Source organism: Burkholderia arboris (genome assembly GCF_902499125.1).
Lineage (GTDB): Bacteria > Pseudomonadota > Gammaproteobacteria > Burkholderiales > Burkholderiaceae > Burkholderia > Burkholderia arboris.
Genome location: NZ_CABVPX010000012.1, coordinates 156,680 through 171,024 on the forward strand (window position 1 = coordinate 156,680; position 14,345 = coordinate 171,024).

The 14,345-nt window shown below is 68.0% G+C and carries 16 protein-coding genes, 1 tRNA gene and 1 pseudogene; 9 read left to right on the forward strand and 9 right to left on the reverse strand.

Going from position 1 to position 14,345, the window contains the following annotated elements; all coding sequences use genetic code 11:
* Positions 1–35: 35 nt before the first annotated feature.
* The 3 genes from BLA15945_RS16865 (at position 36) to BLA15945_RS16875 (ending at position 1,686) form a co-directional block, all read left to right on the forward strand.
* Positions 36–1,193 carry an ABC transporter substrate-binding protein gene (locus BLA15945_RS16865; RefSeq protein WP_174992964.1) on the forward strand — a complete coding sequence of 386 codons (1,158 nt, stop codon included), beginning with the start codon at positions 36–38 and terminating at the stop codon, positions 1,191–1,193.
* 93 nt (positions 1,194–1,286) lie between these two features.
* A tRNA-Leu gene (locus BLA15945_RS16870) sits at positions 1,287–1,371 on the forward strand.
* A 147-nt stretch (positions 1,372–1,518) separates the two neighbouring features.
* Positions 1,519–1,686, forward strand: coding sequence for a hypothetical protein (locus tag BLA15945_RS16875; RefSeq protein ID WP_174992965.1), 168 nt, complete (start codon positions 1,519–1,521; stop codon positions 1,684–1,686).
* A gap of 23 nt (positions 1,687–1,709) precedes the next feature.
* Here the strand turns inward: BLA15945_RS16875 and BLA15945_RS16880 are convergent.
* A pseudogene (locus BLA15945_RS16880) lies at positions 1,710–2,601 on the reverse strand (alpha/beta fold hydrolase).
* Between the two features lie 106 nt (positions 2,602–2,707).
* Here BLA15945_RS16880 and BLA15945_RS16885 point away from each other — a divergent pair.
* On the forward strand, positions 2,708–3,604 hold the full coding sequence (locus BLA15945_RS16885; protein WP_174992966.1) for a LysR family transcriptional regulator: 897 nt from the start codon (positions 2,708–2,710) through the stop codon (positions 3,602–3,604).
* 39 nt (positions 3,605–3,643) lie between these two features.
* Here the strand turns inward: BLA15945_RS16885 and BLA15945_RS16890 are convergent, their stop codons facing one another.
* The 4 genes from BLA15945_RS16890 to copC form a co-directional block, all read right to left on the reverse strand.
* On the reverse strand, positions 3,644–4,579 hold the full coding sequence (locus BLA15945_RS16890) for a LysR family transcriptional regulator (RefSeq protein ID WP_174992967.1): 936 nt from the start codon (positions 4,577–4,579) through the stop codon (positions 3,644–3,646).
* A gap of 166 nt (positions 4,580–4,745) precedes the next feature.
* Entirely contained in the window at positions 4,746–5,519 is a 774-nt protein-coding gene (locus tag BLA15945_RS16895; RefSeq protein WP_006478064.1) for an SDR family oxidoreductase, read from the reverse strand.
* A gap of 178 nt (positions 5,520–5,697) precedes the next feature.
* On the reverse strand, positions 5,698–6,198 hold the full coding sequence (locus tag BLA15945_RS16900) for a DinB family protein (RefSeq protein WP_174992968.1): 501 nt from the start codon (positions 6,196–6,198) through the stop codon (positions 5,698–5,700).
* A gap of 65 nt (positions 6,199–6,263) precedes the next feature.
* On the reverse strand, positions 6,264–6,638 hold the full coding sequence (gene copC, locus BLA15945_RS16905) for a copper homeostasis periplasmic binding protein CopC (protein WP_174992969.1): 375 nt from the start codon (positions 6,636–6,638) through the stop codon (positions 6,264–6,266).
* A gap of 114 nt (positions 6,639–6,752) precedes the next feature.
* On the opposite strand from copC, the gene BLA15945_RS16910 reads away from it, so the two are divergent.
* Both BLA15945_RS16910 and BLA15945_RS16915 read left to right on the forward strand, forming a co-directional pair.
* Complete coding sequence (locus BLA15945_RS16910; protein ID WP_059233423.1) at positions 6,753–7,469, forward strand: 16S rRNA pseudouridine(516) synthase; 717 nt, start codon at positions 6,753–6,755, stop codon at positions 7,467–7,469.
* Positions 7,470–7,575: 106 nt separating this feature from the next.
* Entirely contained in the window at positions 7,576–7,764 is a 189-nt protein-coding gene (locus BLA15945_RS16915; protein WP_059233422.1) for a hypothetical protein, read from the forward strand.
* Here BLA15945_RS16915 and BLA15945_RS16920 read toward each other — a convergent pair.
* Positions 7,747–8,784 (reverse strand): NAD-dependent epimerase/dehydratase family protein, encoded by a 1,038-nt coding sequence (locus BLA15945_RS16920; protein ID WP_174992970.1) that lies wholly within the window; start codon positions 8,782–8,784, stop codon positions 7,747–7,749. The two genes, BLA15945_RS16915 and BLA15945_RS16920, sit on opposite strands and share 18 nt — an antisense overlap.
* A 107-nt stretch (positions 8,785–8,891) precedes the next feature.
* Between BLA15945_RS16920 and BLA15945_RS16925 the strand changes: the two genes are divergently transcribed.
* The 3 genes from BLA15945_RS16925 to BLA15945_RS16935 all read left to right on the forward strand — a co-directional run bounded on the left by BLA15945_RS16925 (position 8,892) and on the right by BLA15945_RS16935 (position 11,868).
* Complete coding sequence (locus tag BLA15945_RS16925; RefSeq protein WP_174992971.1) at positions 8,892–9,923, forward strand: CDP-6-deoxy-delta-3,4-glucoseen reductase; 1,032 nt, start codon at positions 8,892–8,894, stop codon at positions 9,921–9,923.
* Between the two features lie 291 nt (positions 9,924–10,214).
* A complete protein-coding gene (locus BLA15945_RS16930; protein ID WP_174992972.1) occupies positions 10,215–11,399 on the forward strand; it encodes an acetylornithine transaminase in 1,185 nt (394 codons plus the stop codon).
* 13 nt (positions 11,400–11,412) lie between these two features.
* On the forward strand, positions 11,413–11,868 hold the full coding sequence (locus BLA15945_RS16935; RefSeq protein ID WP_059233418.1) for a GNAT family acetyltransferase: 456 nt from the start codon (positions 11,413–11,415) through the stop codon (positions 11,866–11,868).
* Positions 11,869–11,889: 21 nt separating this feature from the next.
* Here the strand turns inward: BLA15945_RS16935 and BLA15945_RS16940 are convergent, their stop codons facing one another.
* The 3 genes from BLA15945_RS16940 to BLA15945_RS16950 all read right to left on the reverse strand — a co-directional run bounded on the left by BLA15945_RS16940 (position 11,890) and on the right by BLA15945_RS16950 (position 14,340).
* Positions 11,890–12,561, reverse strand: a complete 672-nt coding sequence (locus BLA15945_RS16940) for a DUF2278 family protein (protein ID WP_174992973.1) — start codon at positions 12,559–12,561, stop codon at positions 11,890–11,892.
* A 286-nt stretch (positions 12,562–12,847) separates the two neighbouring features.
* The gene (locus tag BLA15945_RS16945) at positions 12,848–13,564 is read right to left on the reverse strand and encodes an ABC transporter ATP-binding protein (RefSeq protein WP_059233416.1); all 717 of its coding nucleotides are present in this window, start codon (positions 13,562–13,564) and stop codon (positions 12,848–12,850) included.
* Complete coding sequence (locus BLA15945_RS16950) at positions 13,564–14,340, reverse strand: ABC transporter ATP-binding protein (protein ID WP_059233415.1); 777 nt, start codon at positions 14,338–14,340, stop codon at positions 13,564–13,566. Before BLA15945_RS16950 ends, BLA15945_RS16945 begins: the two co-directional genes overlap by 1 nt.
* Positions 14,341–14,345 lie beyond the last annotated feature (5 nt).

Below are 14,345 nucleotides of genomic sequence, written 5' to 3' on the forward strand. Positions count from 1 at the left end.
CGCGCCCCTTTTTGCTGCCCGACGGAGATTCCCGCATGACGCTTCCCGCCCTGCTGCGCCGCGCCGCCGGCGCCGCCCTCGCGCTGGCCTGCGCGGCCGCGCATGCCGACCTGAAGGTCGGCGTCGACCTGTCGTCGACCGGCCCTGCGGCCGCGATCGGCATCACGAGCAAGAACGCGATCCTGATGTGGCCGAAGACGATCGCCGGGCAACCGGTGCAGGTGACGGTGCTCGACGACGCATCCGACCCGGGCACCGCGGTGCGCAATATCCGCAAGCTGGTCGACGAGGATCACGTGGACGTCGTGGTCGGGCCGAACATCACGCCGGCCGCGCTCGCGGCGCTCGACGCGGTGGCCGCCGCGCAGACGCCGATGATCACGCTGGTGGGTTCCGGCGCGATCGTCGAGCCGCAGGAAGGCGCGCGGACCTGGGCGTTCAAGATGGCGCAGAGCGACAGCGCGATGGCCGACGTGATGACGCGCACCATGGCGAACCACGGCGTGAAGACGGTCGGCTTCATCGGCTTCGCGGACAGCTACGGCGACAGCTGGCTGAACGAATTCACGCGCTTCGCCGACCTGCGCAAGATCCGCATCGTCGCGACCGAGCGCTTCAACCGCACCGACGCGAGCGTCACGGGCCAGGCGCTGAAGCTGATCGCCGCGAAGCCCGACGCGATCCTGATCGCCGGCTCGGGCACGCCGGCCGTGCTGCCGCAGCGCACGCTGATCGAGCGCGGCTACAAGGGCCCGGTCTACCAGACGCACGGGATCGCGACGCCGGAATTCATCAAGCTCGGCGGCAAGGACGTCGACGGCACGCTGTTCCCGACCCAGCCGGTGGTCGTTGCGCGCACGCTGCCGGCCGATCATCCGGCCCGCAAGGCCGCGCTCGCGTTCGTCGACGCGTACGAGGCGAAGTACGGCGCCGGCACGGTCACGCAGTTCGCAGGCGACGCGGCGGGCGTCTACCCGCGCCTCGCCGACGCGGTCGGCCGCGCGCTGAAAACCGCGCAGCCCGGCACGCCGGCGTTCCGTGCGGCGCTGCGCCGCGAACTCGAACGCGCGCACGAACTCGTCGTGCCGAACGGCGTCGTCAACACGAGCGACAAGGATCATGTGGGGCTCGATCAGCGCGCCAGCGTGATGGGAATCGTGAAGCAGGGCCGGTTCGTCTACCTGAGCCAGTGACTTGCGCGCCGGTAACCGGGCAGCTTGCCCGGCATCCGGATTTCCGCCATAATCCGCCTTTCGCCGCGCACTGGTCTGCGCGGTCAGGAACAAGCCCAGGTGGTGAAATTGGTAGACGCAGGGGACTCAAAATCCCCCGCCGCAAGGCGTGCCGGTTCGATTCCGGCCCTGGGCACCAGTATTTCGCAGCGTCACGCGCTGCACTGAAACCCGCGCAAGCTCGCTGCTTCGCGGGTTTTTTGTTTTGGCCACGCGCGATGCCCACCGCAACGCGCGCCCTCCTCCCGCAGTCCAAGCATCAGGGAACGCAGCACGGAGGCAAGCCATGTCCAAGCGCGTCATTTCAATCCCGATCCGCGTCGGCGTGCTCGCCGCGTTGCTGTCGATCATGCTGGGCGGATGCGACCTGCTTCGCGAGCCGCCGGTGCCCGACTGGCCGGGGCCGCATGCGCCCTACCCGTTCCCGGACAACATTCCGCATCGCACCGAATGAGAGCGGGGCGGACGGCCGCGCGTTCAGTCGCGCGCGCAGAACCGCAGGATCGCGTCAGCGACGGCCGCCGGCGCCTCGCGTTGCGGAAAGTGCCCGACCGAGTCCAGGATCTGCCGCTCATAGCGCCCGGTGAAGAACCGTTCGCGCCCGGCCGAGCTGTCCGGGTGATTGCAGGTATCCGCGCCGCCGTGCAGCACGAGCGTCGGCACCGGCAGCACGGGCGCCGGGTTCAGCCGCGCATTGTCGTCCGCATAGGCCGGCGTGCCCGGCGCGAATCCCCAGCGATGCCGGTACGAATGCAGCACGACGTCGATCCAGTCGGGTCCGTCGAACGCGACCGCAGCTGCCTCGAAATCGCGGTCGCGGTACCAGCCCGGCTGGCGACCACGTCTCCCACATCAGGCGGGCAAACGCGCGGCGATCGTCGCGCAGCGCCTGCTCGCCGCGCGGCGTCGCCATGAACCAGTGATACCAATAGTTGCGCACCTGCTGCAACGACAGTGGCTGGCCGGGATCGTTGGTGCCGTAACCGACCGACAGCATCGCGAGATGCGAGGCGGCACCGTCGCGCAGCCCGCACGCGTTCGCGGCCGCGCGGGCACCCCAGTCATGCCCGACCAGCACTGGCCGCTCGACACCGAGTGCATCGACGAATTCGAGCAGGTCGCGTCCGAGCGCCGCGAGCTGGCCGCTGCGCGGCACGGACGCGTCGCGAAAGCGCGTCGGCGCAAAGCCGCGCAATGCAGGCGCCAGCACGCGGTAGCCCTGCCCGGCGAGCGCCGCGGCCACCGGCTCCCAGCCGACCGGGCTGTCCGGCCAGCCATGCAGCAGCACGGCCGCGCGCTCGCCGCGCGGGTTCCATTCGAGATAGGCAATATCGAGCGACGCGGTCGTCGCGTGCATATAGGTCGTCATCGTGAACTCCGTTGGGTCAGCCTGAACGCACGATGGTAGGCCGGCCTTTCATCACGATTCGCGGAGTATCATGATTCATTCGTCGAATATTGCGTTGAATTAATCCATGGAACCGCTGACCGATCCCGCGTCGACCGCGCTCGACATCACGCTGCTGCGCACCTTCCTCGAAGTCGTCGACAGCCGCGGATTCGCGCCCGCCGCCGAACGTCTCGCACTGACGCCCTCCGCCGTCAGCGGCCACATCAAGCGGCTCGAACAGGCGGCCGGCACCGTGCTGCTCGCGCGCACGACCCGCCGCATCGCACTCACGCCGGCCGGCGACACGCTGTACGCGTACGCGCGCAACATCGTCGACATGGAGCGCGAAGTGCGCGCGCGGCTGCGCGGCGCGCCTGCACACGGGCCGCTGCGGGTCGGCGCGTCGGAAGATTTCGCGGGGGCGTGGCTACCGCATGTGCTGCGCACGTTCCGCGACCGCCATCCGCGCACGTCGATCGAGCTGAAGGTCGGGATCACCGCATCGCTGCTGCGCGAGCAGGCGCTCGGCCGGCTCGACGTCGTATTCGGCAAACAGTGCCGGCAGGTCGACACGCCGGGCGAATTGTTGTGGGAAGAGCCGCTCGTGTGGGCTTTCGCGTCGGACCGCACGCTCGACGCGAGTGGCGAAGTGCCGCTCGCGCTGTTTCCGCAGCCGTGCGTCTATCGGGAAGCGGCCGTCGCAGCGCTCGCCGCCGCCCTGCGGCCGTTCCGTGTGCTGTTCGAGAGCGGCAGCATGGCCGGCTGCGTGTCGGCCGCGCTCGCCGGCTTCGCGGTCACCGCGCTCGCGCGCAGCCAGTTGCGCAACGGCCTGCGCGAATGCGGGCCGCGGGACGGCCTGCCCGCGCTGCCGGCCGCACGCTTCTACGCATTCGCGGCAAAACCGGACGGCCCCGGCGCGGCATTGATCGATGCGGTGCGGGCCATCGGGCGCGGCCGGCAGTTCGCCGCGCTTGACGACTGAAACCTGCGCGATGGCAACCGCGCCACCCGGCCGCTCCGCTCAGTCGCCGTCCGCGCCCTGCCCCGCCGCCGCCCCCGTCAGCGCCTCCGCCATCAACTCCCCGAACCACTCGATGAACGCGTTGAGCCGGCGCGACCGGTGCCGGCGGTGCGGATACACGGCCGACACGTCCATCGGCTCGGCGCGATGGCCTGGCATCACGTCGACGAGCGCGCCGCTTGCCAGCAGATGTTCGACGTCGAACCGCGGGATCTGGATCAGGCCCATGCCGGCAATGCAGCCGGCGATATAGGTTTCGGCGTTGTTGACGATCACGCGGCTCGGCAGCGTCAGCGTGTGCCGCTGCCCGTCCGCGCAGTATTCCCATCCAAGCTCGCGCCCCGTCGTCGGCGACGCATAGCCGATCGCCCAGTGCCCGTGTGCGAGCGCATCCGGATGCTCGGGCACGCCGCATTCGCGCAGGTAATCGGGGCTCGCGCAGTTGATCAGCGTGAACTGCCCGAGCGGCCGCACGACGAGGCTGCTGTCCGCGAGCCGCCCGACGCGGATTGCGCAATCGACGCCCTCCTGTACGAGGTCGATCGAGCGGTCGGTCGAGCCGAGCGACAGTTGCAGCTTCGGGTAGCGGCGAAACAGCGACGGCAGCGACGGCGCAACGACGCGGCGCGCGATCCGGCTCGGCACGTCGACGTTCAGCCGCCCCACCACGTCACGGTCGCGGCGGCGAAACAGGCGGTCGAGTTCGTCGGCCTCCGCGAGCAGGCGCCGGCCGCGTTCGAGCAGCAGCGCGCCGTCGGCGGTCAGTTGCACCTGGCGCGTCGTGCGATGCAGGAGACGCGTGCCGAGCCCCGTCTCGAGCTGCTGGACGGCCGCGGACACGGTCGCGCGCGGCACGTCAAGCGCATGCGCAGCCTTGATGAAGCTGCCCATCTCGGCAACCTGCAGGAAGATCCTGACCTGATCCAGCTTGTCCATCGGCGGCAAACCCGGGTTCGAACGACAGTCGCCGCCAGCCGCCGCGCCTCGCGGCGCGCTTCGGCGGCACAGAGAAAACGGGCGCGCGGCCTCGCGGCTGCACGCCCGTCCATTGTCCACGCAAACGCGCCATTGCGGTGCGCCGCGCGGCCGTTGGGCGGCCCGGTTACTTGGTCGTATAGCCGCCGTTGATCAGGATCGTCTGGCCGGTGATCCACCAGCCGTCGGTCACGAGATGGCGGATGAACGGCACGACGTCTTCGATGTCGGTCAGGCCCGTCTTGCTGAACGGCGACAACGCGGCCGCCGTCTTGTGATACGCAACCGCGTCGGCGCCTTCGGCCGGGTAGAAGAACGGCGTATCCATCGGGCCGGGCCCGACGGCCGTCACCGAGATCCCGCGCGCGCCGTATTCCTTCGATGCCGCGCGCGTGAAGTGCTCGACGGGCGCCTTCGATCCTTCGTACGCCGCATAGAACGGCGTGAACGCGCCGAGCAGCGACGTCACGAGCGTGACGAGCTTGCCGTGATCCTCGAGATGCCGCCCCGCTTCCTTGATGAAGAAGAACGCGGACTTGCTGTTGACCGCGAACATCTCGTCGTACTCGGCCTCGCTGATCTCGGTGAACGGCTTCTTCAGCACCTTGCCGACCGTGTTGATCGCGATGTCGATCTTGCCGAAGCGCTGCTTCGCGTCGTCGAACAGCTTCTCGACCGCGGCGGCCGTCGTCAGGTCGGCCTGGAAAGTCGCGGCTTCCGCGCCGGCCGCACGTACCGCGGCCGCCGTCTCTTCGGCCTGTGCCTGCGACGCCGCGCTGTTGTAGTGAATCGCCACCGCCTTCGCGCCGTGGCCCGCCAGATCGCGGGCGATCAGGCCGCCGAGATTCTTTGCGCCGCCTGCGATCAGGACAACCTTGTCTGCGAGCGTATGAGTTGCCACGGTTGACTCCTTTTTTCGTTGAACGAAGCTAGGAGTGTAGGCACCCGCGGCGCGCCGGTCAGCCGGTTGCGGCTGGATGGATTATCCAGAAAACCGATCCAATCGAAGCGCCGCAATGTGGCATGCCGTACCGACAGCGGCACCGGCATCCGGTTTCATTGCGCGGCCGCCGGCCGGTTCAGCGCGCGTACAGCGTCGCGTCGATCTTGCCGAGCAGCCACTGCATGCCTGCCAGATGCTGCTGGTCGTGGCTGCACAGGTAGTGGACGAGCCCGCGCACGGTCAGCGACCCGTAGCCGTCGAATTCGCCGGCACGCTCGAACTGTTCCGGCGTAAGGTGCGACAACAGCTCCAGCGTTTCGCGTCGCGCGTCGCGGATCGCCGCGAGCACGTCGGATGCGTACGCGTCGTTGTAGTGGCGCTCGATCGCAAGCGCGTCGCCGTCGATCGACTCGAGCAGCGGCCGGTCTTCGTCGAGCATCCGCCGCAGCCGCACGTGATAGCCGTCGATCTCGATGTCGCGCACGTGGCAGAGCTGCCCGAGCGGCGAGAAATGCTCGCTCGGAATCCCGGCCCAGTCGTCGGGCGTCCAGCGCGCGTAGCCGTCAGGCACGGCCGCGAAATGCGCTTCGAGCTGACGGGGAAAATCGGTGAGTGCGTCGAGCGTCGTCGGGTTCATGCGGGAAACCCCCTTTCGGATAAGGGCGGCGGCAACCCTGGCACGGGCCTGCCGCCGCCGTTGCGTCACTTCACGCTGAAGCCGTACATGCCCTGCGTGCGGTGTCCGTCGGTCGCGACGGCCACCCATTTCACGGTATACGCGCCCGTACCGACCGCCGTCAGCGGCACCGTCATCCGCTTGCGGTTCGACGCATCGATGCGCGCGCGACCGTCCGACACCGTCTTGCCGTCACCGTCGACGACGACGATCGAGCTGAATGCCGGCTCCAGCGGCTCGGTGAAATCGATCGTGACGGCGGCCGGTGCGGCGGCCACCGCCGCGCCCGCCGCCGGATCGCTCTTCGCGAGATGCGCGTGCGCGAACGCGGCCGACGAGACGGTCGCGGCCACGATGACTGCGGCCACCTGGCGGCCGAACGGGAATGAATCGAAACGCATGGGCTGTCCGTGAAGAATGAACGGGCGCCGCGCCCCGCGCGGCGTTCCGGCAGCTTACCAGCGCATGCGCGTTCATGCCGGTCATCCGCCGTCGCTTGATAGAATGCGCCCGCTATGGATCTCGAAAGCATTCTCTACACTCAGGGCTTCGGCTCGCGCCGCCAGTGCCGCGGCCTGATCGAAGCCGGCCGCGTCGCCGTCGCGGGCACCGCCGCGACCGACGCCGACGCCACATTCGACACCGACGGCCTCGTGTTCTCGGTCGACAATACGGCATGGCCGTTTCACGCGCGCGCGTATCTCGCGCTCAACAAGCCGGCCGGCTACGAGTGTTCGCGCGATCCGCAGCATCACGCGAGCGTGTTCAGCCTGCTGCCCGCGCCGCTCGTCGCACGCGGCGTGCAGTGCGTCGGCCGTCTCGACCAGGACACGACCGGCCTGCTGCTGCTGTCCGACGACGGCCAGTTCGTGCACGCGTACACGTCGCCGAAACGCAAGGTGCCGAAGACCTACGTCGCGACCGTGCGCCACCCGCTCGACGATGCGCAGCTGAATGCGCTGCGCAGCGGCGTGCAGCTACATGGCGAGCCGAAGCCGATCGCGGCCGTCGCTGCCGACGCGCGCGACACCCACGCACTCGCGCTGACCGTCCTTGAAGGCAAATACCACCAGGTCAAGCGCATGGTCGCGGCTGCGAGCAACCGCGTCGAGTTGCTGCACCGCGAAAGCATCGGCGGTTACGCGCTGCCGGACGATCTCGAACCGGGTGCGTGGCGGTGGCTCGATGACGCCGACCTTTCAGCCCTGCGCAATCCCGTCAAAACCCTGTAAGGGAAAATCCGCACGACCGTTCGGTGTCCGGCCGTGTCTCGGCCGCATGTTCCCCCGCTATACTGAAATCACAAGCTGCAAGAGCAGCGATGCAGGGGGAGATACCATGAACATCAACCATTCTTTCGAACTGTCGTCCGTGATGATTGCGTTCGCGGTCATCGGTGTGATCGTGATCGGCGGCCTGCTGGCCACGATGCACATGAAGCACAAATATCATCCGAACCTGATTGGCGCGCTGATCGGTGCGCTGCTCTGCTTCCTGCTGATCGAGGCGTTACCGGCGCTGACCTGACGCGCTGCCCGGCGCGAGCGTTTGAAGGAAATCGTCTACGGTCGGATATCGCAACGTCACGCACAATTCGGCCTTGAGCCGAGCGTTGGACAGGCGCCGCGACTCGCGCATGAACGACAGCAGCGTCGGTTCGAGCAGGCGCTCGGCGTCCGCGCGGCTGACGCGCGGCGGCCTCGGCAGGCCGAGCACCTGCGCGACCCGGTCGAAATACTCCCCCATCCGCAGTTCGCTGTCGTCCGACGCGTGCACCGCGCGCGCCGGCCGGCCTCGTTCGGCTGCACGGCGCAGGATCGCCGCGAGATCGTCCGCGTGGATGTGGTTCGTGTAGACGTCGTCGGCCGGCACGAGCGCCGGCGTGCCGCGCTCGAGCCGCGCGACCGGCAGGCGGTTCGCCGCGTAGATGCCGGGAATGCGCACGATGCGCGCGGACAGCACGCCGCGCACCGTCGCCGCATGCAGTTGCCGCTCGGCCGACACGCGCCGGAACGCGCGCGGATTCGCGGGGCGCAGCGGGTGCGTTTCGTCGATGCGCGCGCCGCCGCAGTCGCCGTATACGCCTGTCGTGCTGGCATAGACGAGCCTCGGCGCGCGAAGACCGTCGGGTACAATACGCGCTGCCCGAACGGGCGCGCCGGCCTGTCGGGTAGCGGTGCGCAGCGTTCGGAGCCGGCCGACCGCCGGCGCCGGCGGTGCCGCCGGCCGACGGGCGGGCATGGACGTTGCGGCGATCAGCGCACGCGTGCGCCGGTCGTCGCGGCCGTCGGATTGCGGCGGCGCGAGATGCAGGATCGTGCGGGCGAGGCCCGCGAGACGGCCAAGCGTCGCCCGGCGATCGAGGTCGCCGACGATCGGTGTCGCACCCGCGGCGCGCAGTTCGTCGCGGCGGGCCGGGTGGCTCGTCAGCGCGAGGATCCGCAGGTTGCGGCGTGCGTCGCGCCATTGCGCGACGCAGCGCATGCCGACGTCGCCGCAGCCGACGATCAGTACGCGCGGCCGGCGCAGGATTCGTGTCGCGATCATGTTGGTTGCGAAATCAGTAGCCGCCGTTGCGCGACGCGCAACGGTTTTGCATTGTAGCTGCCGTGCGCGACATGCACGGTCCCCACATTTTGTTCTAGTTTGGTTCTATGGCATTCAACGTCACTCTCAAGCAAAGCGGCCGGCAATTCCAGGTCGAGTCGGACGAAACCGTGCTGGCTGCCGCGCTGCGCCAGAACGTCCATCTGCCGTACGGCTGCAAGAACGGCGCATGCGGCTCCTGCAAGGGCCAGATCGTGTCGGGTCAGATCGAACAGGGCCCGCACGCTGCATCGGCACTGTCCAATGACGAACGCACGCGCGGGCTCGCGCTGCTGTGCTGCTCGAAGGCGCAGTGCGATCTCGAGATCGACGTGCGTGAAATCGCCGGCGTCGACGGCGTGCAGGTCAAGAAGCTGCCGTGCCGGATCGCCGCACTCGAACGCAAGGCCGACGACGTGATGGTCGTGAAGCTGCAGCTGCCCGCCAACGAACGCCTGCAGTACCTCGCGGGCCAGTACGTCGAGTTCATCCTGAAGGACGGCTCGCGCCGCAGCTACTCGATGGCGAGCGCGCCGCACGAGGAAGGCCCGGTCGAGCTGCACATCCGCCACATGCCGGGCGGCAAGTTCACCGACCACGTGTTCGGCGCGATGAAGGAGCGCGACATCCTGCGCTTCGAAGGCCCGCTCGGCACGTTCTTCCTGCGCGAGGATTCCGACAAGCCGATCGTGCTGCTCGCGTCGGGCACGGGCTTCGCGCCGATCAAAGCGATCATCGAGCACGTGAAGCACTCGGGCATCACGCGCCCGATGACGCTCTACTGGGGCGCCCGCCGCAAGAAGGACATCTACCTCGGCGAACTCGCCGAGCAGTGGGCGCGCGAGATCCCGAACTTCAAGTACGTGCCGGTGCTCTCCGAGCCGGACGCCGGCGATCAATGGACGGGCCGCACGGGCTTCGTCCATCGCGCGGTGACCGAGGACCTGCCCGATCTGTCGGGCCACCAGGTGTACGCCTGCGGCGCGCCGGTGATGGTCGAATCTGCGCAGCGCGACTTCACGCAGCACCACGCGCTGCCGGCCGACGAGTTCTACGCGGACTCGTTCACGAGCGCGGCCGATCTCGCGCATCCGGTCTGAGCGCCGCCGCCCGCGCCCCCCACTGCGCACCGCCGTGTCACATCCGTGGCATTGCGGCGGTTTACAGTGGGGCGCGGGATGCCTTATGCTTGCGCACATGAACTGCTTCCTGTCCGCCCTTCGACGTCGCCGCTCGCCGCTCCGCCCGGATGCCGCAGGCTCGTCACGGACTCGCGCGTAACCCACACCGCTTCACCGGTTACGCACAAGCTGTTCGAACCCACCAGCCACGGCCTTCCGTGGCTTTTTTATTGCCCGTTTCCCTTTCAACGTCCGCTGGAGTCTGCTGCCATGCCCCTGAACGATTTTCCGATCGACTCGCTGATGTACATCACGAACCGCCCCGACCTCGTGTTTACGCACGGCAAGGGTTCGTGGCTCTACGATCACACGGGCAAGCGCTATCTGGACTTCATCCAGGGCTGGGCCGTCAACAGCCTCGGCCACTGCAACGACGGCATCGTCGAAGCCCTGAAGACGCAGGCCGAAAAGCTGCTGAACCCGTCGCCGGCGTTCTACAACGAACCGATGGCGAAGCTCGCGGGCCTGCTCACGCAGCACAGCGTGTTCGACAAGGTGTTCTTCACGAACAGCGGCGCCGAGGCGAACGAAGGCGCGATCAAGCTCGCGCGCAAGTGGGGCCGCAAGTTCAAGAACGGCGCGTACGAGATCATCACGTTCGACCACAGCTTCCACGGCCGCACGCTCGCGACGATGTCGGCCAGCGGCAAGCCGGGCTGGGACACGATCTACGCGCCGCAGGTGCCGGGTTTCCCGAAGGCCGAGCTGAACGACATCAACTCGGTCGAGAAGCTGATCACCGACAAGACCGTCGCCGTGATGCTCGAGCCGATCCAGGGTGAAGGCGGCGTGATTCCGGCGACGCGCGAATTCATGCAGGCGCTGCGCGCGCTGACGAAGCAGCACAACCTGCTGCTGATCGTCGACGAAGTGCAAAGCGGCTGCGGCCGCGCGGGCACGCTGTTCGCATACGAGCTCGCCGGTATCGAGCCGGACGTCATGACGCTCGCGAAGGGCATCGGTGGCGGCGCGCCGCTCGGCGCGCTGCTGTCGAAAGCCGACGTCGCGGTATTCGAGGCCGGCGATCAGGGCGGCACCTACAACGGCAACCCGCTGATGACGGCGGTCGGCTACTCGGTGATCTCGCAACTCGTCGCGCCCGGCTTCCTCGAAGGCGTGCGCGAACGCGGCGAATACCTGAAGCGCAAGCTGCTCGAGCTGTCGGAGGAGCGCGGCTTCGAGGGCGAACGCGGCGAAGGCCTGCTGCGCGCGCTGCTGCTCGGCAAGGATATCGGCCCGCAGATCGTCGAGAAGGCGCGCGACATGCAGCCCGACGGCCTGCTGCTGAACGCCGCGCGGCCGAACCTGCTGCGCTTCATGCCCGCACTGAACGTGACGACCGGAGAAATCGACCAGATGATGGCGATGCTGCGGTCGATCCTCGACACGCTCTAAGGAGACCGCCGCGATGGAAGCCGCCGCCGATGCTGTCGCTATCCGCCCGTTCGAACGCGCCGACACCGATGCCGTGCTCACGGTATGGCGCGACGCGTTCCCGCAATACGAAGACGCCGATGCGCCGCCGCATCGCGATCCGCTGCGATCGATCGAGCTGAAGCTCGCGACGCAGCCGGAACTGTTCTTCGTCGCGACCAGCGGCGCGCGCGTCGTCGGCACGCTGATGGCGGGTTTTGACGGACATCGCGGCTGGCTCTACTCGTTCGGCGTCGCGCACGACGCGCGCCGGCTCGGCGTCGGCCGCGCGCTGATCGCGCACGCGGAACGCGCACTCGCCGCGCGCGGCTGCCTGAAGATCAACCTGCAGGTGCTCCCCGGCAACGACGACGCGTGCCGCTTCTACGCGGCGCTCGGCTATCGCGTCGAGGAGCGCATCTCGTTCGGCAAGACGCTGCCGGCTGCATGAGACCGCCGCCGCCGGCCCGTCTCAGCGCGTGATCGGCCCCGCACCGGGCAGCGGATTGCCGAGCGCATCGGTCGGCACGGCCTGCTGCTCGAACGCCGCGAAATAGGCGGCCCACTGCGACTCGCTCACGCGCACGATCAGCGCGCCGTCCTGCCACACGTCGTTGTGGTCGTTATGGTCGTCGCCCGCGCGATGCAGGTAGTTCGGGCCCGTCGAGCCCTGGTTCATGTGCGTGTCGTGAATGCCGTTGCCCTCCGTATAGGTACGGCCGAACACGACGACGTCGAGGCCCTGCGACTGCGCGGCGCTCACGAGCCGCAGCAGCGACGGGATCGGCTCCGGATGTTCGGTGCCGTCCATCACCGCGCTCGCGCGCCAGGCGCCCGTCTCGTTCAGGATGTCGCTGCGCAGGTAGTCGAGCGCGGGCAGCGCCGTCTGCCCCGTGAGGTCGGTGTAGCCTTCGGCCGCCGCTGCAAGCGTCTCGGTGACGGGATGGTGGAAATCGTAGACGAGCTTGTAGTTCAGCAAGTCGTCCGCGTCGCTGGTGCCGACGTTGATCGCGACATCCCAGTCGCCCGACGGCAGCGCCAGCGTCAGGTGGATGTGATACTGGATCTCGCTGCCATGCGGCGAGCCCTTCAGCTTCGCCACCGATGTCACCTTCGCCTTCACGAAACCGTAGTCCAGACTCATGCGTGTTCTCCGTGTTCGGATCGGCCGTCGATGCTACGCGGCCCGTGTGTCGGTTTGCAGGCGGCCGGCATCGAACCACTTGCCTGCCGCCTGCGCGCCACCATTCCCGCGCCGCATGCGCGGCGCAACAGTCGAATGGAGTCGCGTCCACGCGCACAGTTCGGCACGAATCGCGCCACACGAAAAAAAAGGCTGTCACGGCATTCCGTGACAGCCTTTCGAAAGCGCTGGCGCGACGCACGCGGCATCTGCCGCCGCGCATCAGCGGGCCCGCTCGTGCACCGGCTTACTCGCCCAGATACGCGGCGCGCACCTTCGGATCGTCGAGCATCTGCTTCGCGTCGCCTTCCATCGTGACCGTGCCCGAATCCATCACGTAGCCGCGGTCGGCGGCCTGCAGCGCGAGGCGCGCGTTCTGCTCGACCAGCAGCACCGTGATGCCTTCCTTCGAGATCTCGCGCACCACTTCGAAGATCTTCTCGACCATGATCGGCGACAGGCCCATCGACGGCTCGTCGAGCAGCAGCAGCTTCGGCTTGGACAGAATCGCGCGCGACATCGCCAGCATCTGCTGCTCGCCGCCCGACAGCGTGCCCGCGAGCTGCGTCGCACGCTCCTTCAGGCGCGGGAAGAAGCCGAACATCCGCTCGACGTCCTTCTTGATCTGCTCGTTGTCGTTGCGCAGGTACGCGCCCATCTGCATGTTCTCGATGATCGACATCCGCGCGAAGATCCCGCGGCCTTCCGGCACCATCGCGAGGCCGCGCTTGAGCAGCTCGTGCGACGGCACGCCCTTGATCGACTTGCCGTCGTACTCGATGTCGCCCGCCGAATACGGCTTCAGGCCCGTGATCGCCTTCATCGTCGTGGTCTTGCCCGCGCCGTTCGCGCCGATCAGCGTCACGAGTTCGCCCTGACGGACTTCCATGTCAACGCCCTTGACGGCCTGGATGCCGCCGTAGTTGACCTGCAAGCCCTTGATTTTCAACATTGCCGCTGCCATCAGTGCACCCCTGCGCCGAGATATGCCTCAATCACCTTCGGATTCTTCTGCACGTCCTGCGGCAGACCCTCGGCGATCACCTTGCCGTAATCGAGCACCGTCATCCGGTTGCACAACCCCATCACGAGCTTCACGTCGTGCTCGATCAGCAGAATCGTGCGGCCGTCCGAGCGGATCTTGTCGAGCAGGCGCGTGAGTTCGACCTTCTCGGTCGCGTTCATCCCGGCCGCCGGCTCGTCGAGCGCGAGCAGCTTCGGGTCGGTGGCCAGTGCGCGCGCGATCTCGAGACGGCGCTGGTGGCCGTACGACAGGTTGCGCGACGTGTAGTCCGCGTACTGCAGCACGCCCACGTATTCGAGCAGCTCGATCGCGCGTTCCTTGATCTCGCGCTCTTCCTGGCGTTCGGCCGGCGTCTGGAACACCGCGCCGAGCAGCCCGTGCTTGGTGCGCACGTGGCGGCCCACCATCACGTTCTCGAGCGCCGTCATCCCGCCGAACAGGCGGATGTTCTGGAACGTGCGTGCGATGCCGGCCTTGGCCACCTGGTGCACGGCCGTCGGCGTGTAGTTCGTGCCGTCCAGCTTGAAGTCGCCGGAGTCCGGCGTGTAGAGGCCCGTGATCACGTTGAAGAACGTCGTCTTGCCGGCGCCGTTCGGGCCGATCAGGCCGTAGATCTCGCCTTCCTTGATCTGCAGGCCGACGTCGGACAGTGCCTGCAGGCCGCCGAAGCGTTTGTTCACGCCCTGCACGGACAGTCGGATTTGCTTGTCGCTCATGTGGA